General features: G+C 64.8%; 7 protein-coding genes. 3 read left to right on the top strand and 4 right to left on the bottom strand.

The features are described 5' to 3' along the window. The 3 genes from A3764_RS00980 to A3764_RS00970 all read left to right on the top strand — a co-directional run. Window positions 1–1,755, top strand: a 1,755-nt coding sequence (locus A3764_RS00980; RefSeq protein WP_067951051.1) for an NADH-quinone oxidoreductase subunit 5 family protein, incomplete at its 5' end; no start/stop codon positions are given. Window position 1,756: 1 nt separating this feature from the next. Further along, window positions 1,757–3,244 (top strand): complex I subunit 4 family protein, encoded by a 1,488-nt coding sequence (locus tag A3764_RS00975; RefSeq protein ID WP_067926914.1) that lies wholly within the window; start codon window positions 1,757–1,759, stop codon window positions 3,242–3,244. Between the two features lie 2 nt (window positions 3,245–3,246). Next, window positions 3,247–4,656 (top strand): NADH-quinone oxidoreductase subunit N, encoded by a 1,410-nt coding sequence (locus tag A3764_RS00970; RefSeq protein ID WP_067926917.1) that lies wholly within the window; start codon window positions 3,247–3,249, stop codon window positions 4,654–4,656. A 66-nt stretch (window positions 4,657–4,722) separates the two neighbouring features. Here A3764_RS00970 and A3764_RS25010 read toward each other — a convergent pair whose 3' ends face one another. The 4 genes from A3764_RS25010 to A3764_RS00955 all read right to left on the bottom strand — a co-directional run. After that, window positions 4,723–4,878, bottom strand: a complete 156-nt coding sequence (locus A3764_RS25010) for a hypothetical protein (protein WP_161487258.1) — start codon at window positions 4,876–4,878, stop codon at window positions 4,723–4,725. Between the two features lies 1 nt (window position 4,879). Further along, the gene (locus A3764_RS00965; protein WP_082851164.1) at window positions 4,880–6,130 is read right to left on the bottom strand and encodes a formate dehydrogenase subunit gamma; all 1,251 of its coding nucleotides are present in this window, start codon (window positions 6,128–6,130) and stop codon (window positions 4,880–4,882) included. Continuing rightward, window positions 6,127–6,723, bottom strand: coding sequence for a formate dehydrogenase FDH3 subunit beta (gene fdh3B / locus A3764_RS00960; protein WP_067926920.1), 597 nt, complete (start codon window positions 6,721–6,723; stop codon window positions 6,127–6,129). Before fdh3B ends, A3764_RS00965 begins: the two co-directional genes overlap by 4 nt. Window positions 6,724–6,732: 9 nt before the next feature. Then, window positions 6,733–9,569 (bottom strand): formate dehydrogenase subunit alpha (locus A3764_RS00955; protein ID WP_067951048.1); only part of this gene is annotated, 2,837 nt, incomplete at its 5' end.

Below are 9,569 nucleotides of genomic sequence, written 5' to 3'. Positions count from 1 at the left end.
GGCAGCCTGATCTGGTCCGACGCGATCCGCCTTTCCGCCGCCTTCACGCCCATATCGGCAGCGGTGGCGCTGATGGTGCCCGTCGTCGCGCTGGCCGTTATCTTCCACGCCGCGCAGCACGAAAAATCAAAGGGCCTCGGGCGTCTCGTCGGGCTGATGATCCTCTTTGCCGGGGGCATGGAACTGGTCGTCGTCGCCAATGACCTGCTGACGCTGATCATGGGGTGGGAGCTCATCGGCGCCTGTTCGTGGGCGCTGATCTCGCACAAATGGCAGGACATCGAGAACCCCCGCTCGGGCCTTTACGCCTTCGTCATGACACGCTTCGGCGATCTGGGTCTTTTTGCCGCCGTCATGGCGCTCTATGCCGGGACGGGATCGTTCGAATACGCCGGGATAGAGACGCTGGAAGGGCCGCTTCAATGGGTCGTGGCCTATGGCATCCTGCTGTCGGCGGCGTCGAAGGCGGGTCAGGTTCCCTTCGGTACATGGCTGTTTAGGGCTATGGCGGGCCCCAGCTCGGTATCCGCCCTCCTTCACGCGGCGACACTGGTGGCGGCGGGTACCTATATCCTCGCCCGGCTTCAGCCCTCCCTGTCGCTGGCGCCGGGGTTCGATGCCACGGCGATCACCATCGGTTTGGTCACGGCCCTTGTCGGCGGGGTTGTCGGCGTCCTGCAAAATCACGCCAAACGGCTGCTGGCGGCCTCCACCTCGGCACAGCTCGGGTTCATGTTCATCGCCGTCGGGGTGGGCTATCCGGCGATCGCGATCTTCCACCTGATCGTGCATGCGACCTTCAAGGCGCCGCTTTTCCTTGCCGCGGGCCTCGCGGGGGATGCGGTGGGCGGCTACCGGCTCGACCGGATGATGCTGGGCCGGGCGATGCCCGTGGCGGCCGTATTGACGGCCATCGCAGCACTTGGCCTCGCAGGCTTTCCCGCGACCGGCGGCGGCTGGAGCAAGGAAGAGATCATCAAGGCGACCGAACACACCGGATACTGGCTGCCCGTCGCGGTGATGATCGGCGGCGCGCTCAGCGCGGCCTATGCCACCCGGTTCCTGCTTCTGGCCTTCGGCTGGAAAAGCGATGACGACCGGACCATTGAAAAGCCGGGATGGGCCGAAATCATCGGCCTTGCGCTGCTGTCCTTCATGACCCTGACCGCCAGCCTCCTGTGGTTCAAACCGGTCTCCGAACCGTTCGCGGAAGTGCTGGACAGCACGCTCCCCAAGGGCAGCACGCTGCTCATGATCCTGTCCTTCACCTTCATCGCCGCCGGTGTGCTGAGCGGTGTTTATCTGGTCCGGCGGCATCCTGCACTGGGCGCCCACGGCACCGCCGCTGCCGCCGCCGAATGGCTGGGGCTTCCCCAGCTCGTCACGGTTCTTGTGGTACGCCCGGCCGAGGCGCTCGCCCGCACAGGCGCGTGGATCGACGACACCGTGATCGATGCAGGCCCGCGCGGGATTGGTGCGCTTGGCCGCAGGGCAGCCGCCGCGATCGCAAGAACGGATGATCGCGTCGTCGACATGGGTATCCGCAGCACCGCCCGCTTCGGCGACTGGCTGGCCCATGTCACCGATCGCTTCGGAGAGGCGCTTTCAGACGGGCTCCCCGAAGGCAGCGCCAGCCTGACCGGCATGCTGGGCCGGGATCTACGGCGGCTGCAGACCGGCCTTTCGCACCACTATTACGCCTACATCGTCGGCGGCGTTGTCGCCGTAATCGCCATTCTCGCCGCAGGAGCATGACATGCTGACACTCGCCATCCTGATCCCGATACTGGGTGCCCTGTTTCTGGCTTTCATGCCGAATACGAGCCATTCCGCGGCCCGCATCATCGCGGTCGCCACCTCGGCCCTCACGTTCCTCGTGCTGCTGATCGTCTGGGCAGGGTTCGATACCGGCGCGGGTGCGCCCGCCTTCCAGTTCTATGCCGAAGCGCCATGGATACCCGCGCTCGGCGTTGCGTGGCGCGTCGGCGTGGACGGCATGTCGCTGGCGCTCTCGCTGATGAGCGCGTTTCTCTTCATCGGCTGCATCGCATGGCCCATGGAAAACCCCGAACGCCCCCGCGCCTATTATGCATGGTTCCTGTTTCTTGAATCGGTCTCGCTGGGCCTGTTCATGGTCCTCGACCTGCTGATCTTCTACGTCTTCTTCGACCTCAGCCTCGTGGGGATGTTCTTCCTCATCGGGCGCTGGGGGCACGGCGATGCACAGGGCGCGGCGCTCAAGTTCTTCATCTACACGCTCGCCGGTTCGCTCGCGATCCTGCTGGCGATCATCGGGCTGGTGCTGACGATGGACCCGATCACCTTCGACATGCGCGCCCTGATCGCGGCCCAGCCGCTCGCCGGGATGGACCTGCGCGGCGGGCTGATCCTGCTGGGGTTCGTCGCCGGTTTCGCCATCAAGGCACCGCTGTTTCCCGTCCATACGTGGTTGCCGCCCGCGCATGTGATGGCGCCGGGGCCCGCCTCGGCGATCCTTGCCGGGGTGCTGCTGAAGATGGGGACATACGGGCTGGTGCGGATCCCCTTCCAGATGATGCGCGATACCTTTGCCGATTACGCCCTGCCGCTGGCGCTCGTCGCGCTTGCGTCGATCCTCTGGGGGGCGATTGTCGCCCTTGGCCAGACCGATCTGAAACGGCGCATCGCCTATACCTCGGTCAACCACATGGGCTACACCGTTCTGGGCATCGCCGCCGCCGGGGCACTGCTGAGCGGTTCGGAAAGCGCACGCGAAATGGCGCTGACGGGCGCCGTCGTCGAAATGGTCGCCCACGGGCTGATCACCGGCGCGCTCTTTCTGATTGCCGGGGGCTTCTGGGCGCGGGCGGAAACCTATGACATGGACGCCTACGGGGGCCTTGCCAAAGTCGCCCCGCGCCTGACGACCGCCGCCGTCATCGCCTCCTTCGCCAGTCTGGGCCTGCCGGGGCTGGCGGGTTTCGTGGCCGAGGTGCAGATTTTCGTCGGCACTTTCGCCGTCTTCCCGCTGATCGCGGCCATCGGCCTGCTGGGCATCCTGATCACCGCCGCGCTGTTCCTGCGGCTGCTGCAACAGGTCTTCTTCGGCGAGCTGCCGAAAGCGCGCGAAGGCTTTCCCGATGTCAGCCTGCGCGAAGGCAGCATCCTTGCCGCGATACTCGCGCTGGTCATCCTGATCGGTATTTATCCCCGCTGGCTTCTTGACCTGATCGGCAGCAGCACATCCGCCATCATAGGGGGCTGACCGTGCCGATCAGCGACGTCTTCCCCGAAATAGCGATCATCGTCGCGGCGGTGCTTGCGCTGCTCTTCGCGGTCTTCGCACCGCGCCGTCTTCAGGCGGGGGCGGCGCTGGTGGCGCTTGCGGGCATTGCCATCGCGATTGTCCTGATACTGGCCCAGCTGGGCGAAACCCGGTTCACCTTTTCGAACACATGGGCGCTGGACGGGGCGAGCCTCTGGGCGAGGCTGATGATCCTGCTGGGCGCCGCCTTCTGCATCCTGTTGTCGCCCGGCTGGTTCCGGACCGATCCGAGGCATGGGGAATATTACACGATCCTGCTGCTCGCCACCTTAGGCGCCATGACGATGGCCGGGGCCGGTGATCTGCTGCAACTGACCATCGCGGTGCTGCTTTCCTCGGTCACGGGGTACACGCTGGCCGCATGGCACCGCGACTGGGCGCTCTCCGTCGAGGCGGGCATGAAATATTTCCTCATGGGGGCGCTGTCGAACGCGCTGCTCATCACCGGCGTCACGCTGATGCTGGGGTTGCTCGGCTCCACCGCCTATGCGGAGATCAAGACAACGCTCGCCCTGGGCACGGGCCTCTCCCCCCTTCTCTTCGTGGGCTTCGCACTGACGATCACCGGCGTGGCCTTCAAGCTGGGTGCCGTGCCCGCCCATGCATGGCTGCCGGATGTGGCAGAGGGCGCGCCTGTCCCCTCGGCGGCGTTCCTGACCGTGGTGCCCAAGATCGGCGCGGCGATCGCACTGGCGCGGCTCGTGCAGCTCGTGCCGCCCGAAATGCTCGGCCTGCGCCCGCTCATCGCGGTGCTGGCCGCGGCTACGATGACGCTCGGCAATCTCGCCGCCTTCTGGCAGGACGATATGCGGCGGCTCATCGGCTGGTCGTCGGTGGCGCAGGCCGGGTACGTCCTGATGGCGGTGACCGTTCTGGGCCTCAGCCCCGATGCGCTTACCGCCCTGCTGGCCTTCATCGCCAGCTATGCCATCGGCAACCTGACGGCCTTTGCCGTGGTTGCCTATCTGCGGGGCCGCACGGCGCTTTCCGATTACGACGGTCTGGCAAAGCAGCGCCCGCTCGTGGCCACGGTGCTGGTCATCTCTTTCCTGTCACTGGTGGGCATCCCGCCCACGGTCGGGTTCCTGGGCAAACTCGCGCTGTTCCTGACAACGATCGAGGGCGGCTATCTCTGGCTCGCGGTGCTGGCGGCGGCGAATACCGTCGCCTCGCTCTTCTACTATGCGCGGGTGATGGGCCGGACCTATTTCAACGAACCGCAGGGCCATATCGCGGTGCTGGACCGTTCCAGCGGTTCGGCGATGGTGATCGGCGGCGCGCTGGTGATTGTCGCGGCCCTTCTGGCCGGCAGCGCCTTCGTGGCGTTCGAGGCGAGCCGGATCCTGCCCTGAGGCATCCGGCACAAGGCACCGGACCGTAACCGCTTCAGCACGCCTTCCGCAGGGTCCGTGCCCCGGTCATTCCCAGGCCTCGCCGGAACTCGCCTTGTCAGACACCGTTACCGTGGTGCCGTCGTAGCGTTCAACCGTGGTCACGGTAAAGCTTTGCAGCGTGAACCATGTCGCCACCGATACCAGCGTGATTGCGGCCAGCCCCGTCAGAAATGCACCCATGTCACCGGCTCCCTTCGCGTCTTGCCGTGCCGTCCTCGATCTCGGCCAGCCAGAGCTCGTGATGCTCCTCGGCCCAGTTCCGGTCGACCTTGCCGCCCCACATGGCTTCGATCGCCCCCTGCATGCCGACGGTTCCGATGTAGATATGACCGATAAAAATCGCGATCAGCATGACGGCGATGCCCGCGTGGATCAGCATGACCCAGCTCATCCCTTCAAGGTCGAGCCAGTAGAACGGGAACATCAGCGTGATGCCCGTGCCGATCATGATCAGCCCGCCGATCACCGCCGACCAGAAGATGAGTTTTTGACCGGCATTGAACTTGCGCGCGGGCGGGTTGTCGGGATCGTCCGAAAAGAACCCCCCTCCCCGCTTGAGCCACTGGATATCGAGCCGGCTGGGCAGGTTGCCCCAGGTCCATTTCAGGATCATGAAAAGCACGCCCAGCGTGAATGTCGGGAAGAACAGCACATGCCCCCAGGTCGACAGCCAGCCGAGATCGCCCAGCAGCGGCTCACCGAAGGGGCGGATCACGGTATCGCCGTAGGCAATCACCAGCCCGGTCAGCGCAAGCCCCAGAAAGCTGACCGCCGTCATCCAGTGGTTCGCGCGTTCCAGAAAGCCGAAGCGTTTCACGGTCTTGCCACTGCGCCCTTTCGCGATGGGCACGCGGCCCCGGATGGCAAGGATCAGCGCCAGCAGGAAGCTGAAGCCGAGGATCGCGAGCGCGCCCAGATGCGTGACGAAATCCGCCATGCCAAAGCGCCAGTTGCGCCCATCCGGCCGCTCGAACAAAGCGGCCCCGGCATAGGGCAGAGACGAGATGCCAAAGACCCGCTGCGGCCCTCGCACCATCGTCGCCGTCTCTCCGTCCATCTGCGCCCAAGCTTCCGTGAAGCCGACGCCGGTTTCCTCCCCCATCGGGGATTCAATCAGCCGCGGCCCGCCGCCGATGACATATTCGGGCACTTCGGCATCCGGCGACGGGCCGGACCGGAACCGTTCATCCTGCAGCTTTGTCCGGGCGCGCAGAACGTCGCTGGCAATGATACCTGACTGGATTTCAACACCGTCGGTCTCCCCCTCGCCCGATGCAGCGCCCCAATGGACCTCCGGCACCGTCAGGCTGTCATCGTCGAACAGCTCCCATACCTGCCAGATCAACAGAAAGCCCAGGATCAGCGCCGCGATGGCGCCGCCGATGCGATAGGCCGTAAAATCCCGGCCATGGATTTTTACCTCGTCACTCATCCCCGATCATCCGGATAATAGGCGGAGGACCATCCCCAGGCGCCGGAGCCGAAGCCCCGTGCGATGACGCGCTCGCGGTAGATCTCTCCGATGGTTTCACCGTCACCGGCCAGCAGCGCGCGGGTCGAACAGACCTCCGCGCAGATCGGCAGCTTGCCCTCCGCAATGCGGTTACGGCCGTATTTCCTGAACTCTTCCTCGCTGCCGTTCTCTTCCGGGCCACCCGCGCAATAGGTGCATTTGTCCATCGTTCCGCGCGTGCCGAAAAGGGTGGAGCGTGGAAACTGCGGCGCACCGAAGGGGCAGGCGTAATAGCAATAGCCGCAGCCGATGCAGGTGTCCTTGTCATGCAGAACGATGCCCAGATCGGTCTGGTAGAGGGTCGAAACCGGGCAGACCGCGACGCAGGGCGCGTCGGTGCAATGCATGCAAGATATGGCGACGGACTTCTCGCCCGGCTCGCCGTCGTTGATCGTCACCACCCGGCGGCGCACCATGCCCCAGGGAACTTCGTGTTCGTTCTTGCAGACCGTCGCGCAGGCGTTGCATTCGATACAACGCTCGGTGTCGCAAAGAAATTTCAAGCGTGCCATTCTGCCTCCTTACGCGGGTTCGATACGACACAGGGTCGCTTTCGTTTCCTGCATCTGTGTCACTGGATCGTAGCCATAGGTCTGCACCGTGTTCGATGCCTCGCCGATCACAAAGGGCGCCGCGCCTTCGGGGTAGCGGTCCGCGATACGCTCGCCCATCCACATCCCGGCGAAGTGAAACGGCATGAACACCGTCCCCGGGCCAACCCGTTTCGTGACCAGCGCCTCGACCTGAACCGTGCCTTCGGGTGTGCTGACGCGGCATGGCTCGCCATGGGTGATCCCGACGCGGGCCGCGTCTTCGGGATTGATCTCCGCGAACATCTGCTGCTGAAATTCGGCGAGCCACTTGTTGGAACGCGTTTCGTCCCCCCCGCCTTCGAATTCGACCAGACGCCCGGATGTGAGCGCGAGGGGGAAGTCCGCCGCGTGATCGACCTCCTGGATCGAGCGGTAGAGCGTCGGGAGACGCCAAACCACCTGATCCTCGAAGGTCTGGTACTGCGGCAGCAGGTCGCGGCGCGGGGTATATAGCGGCTCCCGGTGCAGCGGCACCGGGTCGGGGAAGTTCCAGACCAGCACCCGCGCCTTGCCGTTGCCATAGGGGGCAAGGCCGTGCGCGATGGCCACCCGCTGGATCCCGCCCGACAGGTCGGTTTTCCAGTTCACGCGCCTGATCTTGTCGGCCACCGACAGATCCTCCGGCGCATCCTCCTGCGGGTTGTTGGCCAGATAGGATTCAATGGCCGTCAGCGCCCGCTCGGGATAATCCGGAAAACGCGTTCCGATATCCTCGCCGCCCCCGTCACCGCCCGACGCGTCCGATCCGCCGGACCCAAGGCGCTTTGCCTCCGTCTCCAGCGCATCCATCGCGGCGGCCGCATCGGCTTCGGACATGTTAAACATCTCCCAGCGGAACCTGTCCGTCGCGACCGAAACCGCGATCAGACGTTCCCGCGCGGTCAGCTCATCCAGCCAGCCGAGCGCCTCCAGCATGCCCATGGTCAGCTCGGGATAGCCGTCCTCGATCTCCGACCCCTTGGTGAAGCTGTCTTCTGCGAGCAGGTTGCGGCCTTCGTGCGTCACCCCCCAGCGGGCGCGGAAGGGCAGCCCGCCCTCGGCGACCGGTTTGGTGGTATCGTAAAGAATGGGCGTGCCGGGATGGCCCATCTCCGACCGCCCCCAACTTGGCCAGGGTAACCCGTAATATTCACCCTCCACCGGACCGGACATGCCCTTCAGCGTGACGGAATCGAACTTGTCCTGATGCTCCATGTGCAGCTTCAGCCGCTCCGGGCTCTGCCCGGTATACCCGATAGTCCATGTCCCGCGATTGATCTCGCGCAGGATATCCTCCGCCTCGGGCACACCGTCCTTGATCGAGATATGTTTGAACAATTCCTCGCCGAAGCCCAGGGCATCCGCCAGCATCCGGACGATCTCGTAATCTTCGCGGGCCTCGAATACAGGCTCCTGCACCTTGTCCCGCCACTGCAGGGACCGGTTGGAATTGGTGACCGATCCATGCATTTCCAGCGTCGTGCCCGCAGGCAGAAGGTACATGCCGTCGCTGCGCTCGGCCTCCACGGCGGTCTGGGTCGGGAAAGGGTCGACGACCACGACAAGGTCCGCCTCTTCCAGCGCGCGCTTGCGGTCGGGTCCGCGGGTCTGGCTGTTGGTGGCGTGACCCCAGAAGGTGATCGCGCGCAGCGGCGCGGGCTGCTTGAAGCTCTCGGCGTCCTCCAGGATGCCGTCGGCCCAGCGGCTCACCGGCACGCCGGGCTTTTCCATCAGCTCCTTGGAGCCGAAGCGCGACCTGAGCCAGTCATACTCGACATCCCAGACGCGGCCCCAATGCCGCCATGCGCCTTCCGTCAGCCCGTAATAGGCCGGCAGCGTATCACAGGACACGCCCAGATCGGTCGCCCCCTGCACGTTGTCATGGCCCCTGAAAATATTGGCGCCGCCGCCGACCTTGCCGATATTGCCCAGCAGAAGCTGCAGGATCGACGCCGCCCGCGTCTTGTTGTTGCCGATCGTCGATTGCGTCAGGCCCATGCACCAGATCAGTGTGCCGGGCCGGTTTTCGGCCAGCATCCGCGCGACCCGCTCGGTCTGCTCCGGGGGGATGCCGCTCACGCGCTCCACCTCTTCCGGTGTCCACTTTTCAATCTCGTCGAGCGCGTCCTCCAGCCCGAAAACCCGGCTTTCGATGAACTCCCGGTCTTCCCAGCCGTTCTTGAGGATGATCCGCGCAAGCCCCCACATGAAACCGACATCGGCACCGGGCCGGATGCGGACGAATTCATCCGCATGGGCGGCGGTTCTGGTAAAACGCGGATCGACCACGATCAGCGGCGCGCCGTTTTCCTTGCCGTTGAGGACATGCAGCAGCGACACGGGATGCGCCTCTGCCGGGTTGCCGCCGAAGATGATGATCGACTTGGAATTCCGGATGTCGTTGTAGGTGTTCGTCATCGCGCCGTAGCCGAATGTATTGGCCACACCGGCGACGGTGGTGGAATGGCAGATACGGGCCTGATGGTCGACGTTGTTCGTTCCCCAGAAGGCCGCAAACTTGCGGAACAGATAGGCCTGTTCGTTGGAAAATTTCGCCGACCCCATCCATGCCACGGCCTCGGGGCCGGATTCCTCGCGGATGCGCAGCAGCTCCGATGAAATCTCGGATATCGCCTGATCCCACGAAATGCGGCGCCATTCGCCGCCTTCCTTTTTCATTGGATATTTCAGACGGCGTTCGCCCACGGCGGTTTCGCGCGCGGCCGCACCCTTGGCGCAGTGGGTGCCCTGATTGATGGGGCTTTCAAAGACCGGCTCCTGCCCGA

Source organism: Sulfitobacter sp. HI0129, from assembly GCF_001635395.1.
Classification (GTDB): domain Bacteria; phylum Pseudomonadota; class Alphaproteobacteria; order Rhodobacterales; family Rhodobacteraceae; genus Sulfitobacter.
This window is presented reverse-complemented; position numbering and strand designations above follow the sequence as displayed.

Bases quoted from the DNA above. Each gene is read 5' to 3' on its own strand.
- A3764_RS00975 (WP_067926914.1), top strand. From the start codon at position 1,757: ATGCTGACACTCGCCATCCTGATCCCGATACTGGGTGCCCTGTTTCTG.
- A3764_RS25010 (WP_161487258.1), bottom strand. From the start codon at position 4,878: ATGGGTGCATTTCTGACGGGGCTGGCCGCAATCACGCTGGTATCGGTG.
- A3764_RS00965 (WP_082851164.1), bottom strand. From the start codon at position 6,130: ATGAGTGACGAGGTAAAAATCCATGGCCGGGATTTTACGGCCTATCGC.
- fdh3B (WP_067926920.1), bottom strand. From the start codon at position 6,723: ATGGCACGCTTGAAATTTCTTTGCGACACCGAGCGTTGTATCGAATGC.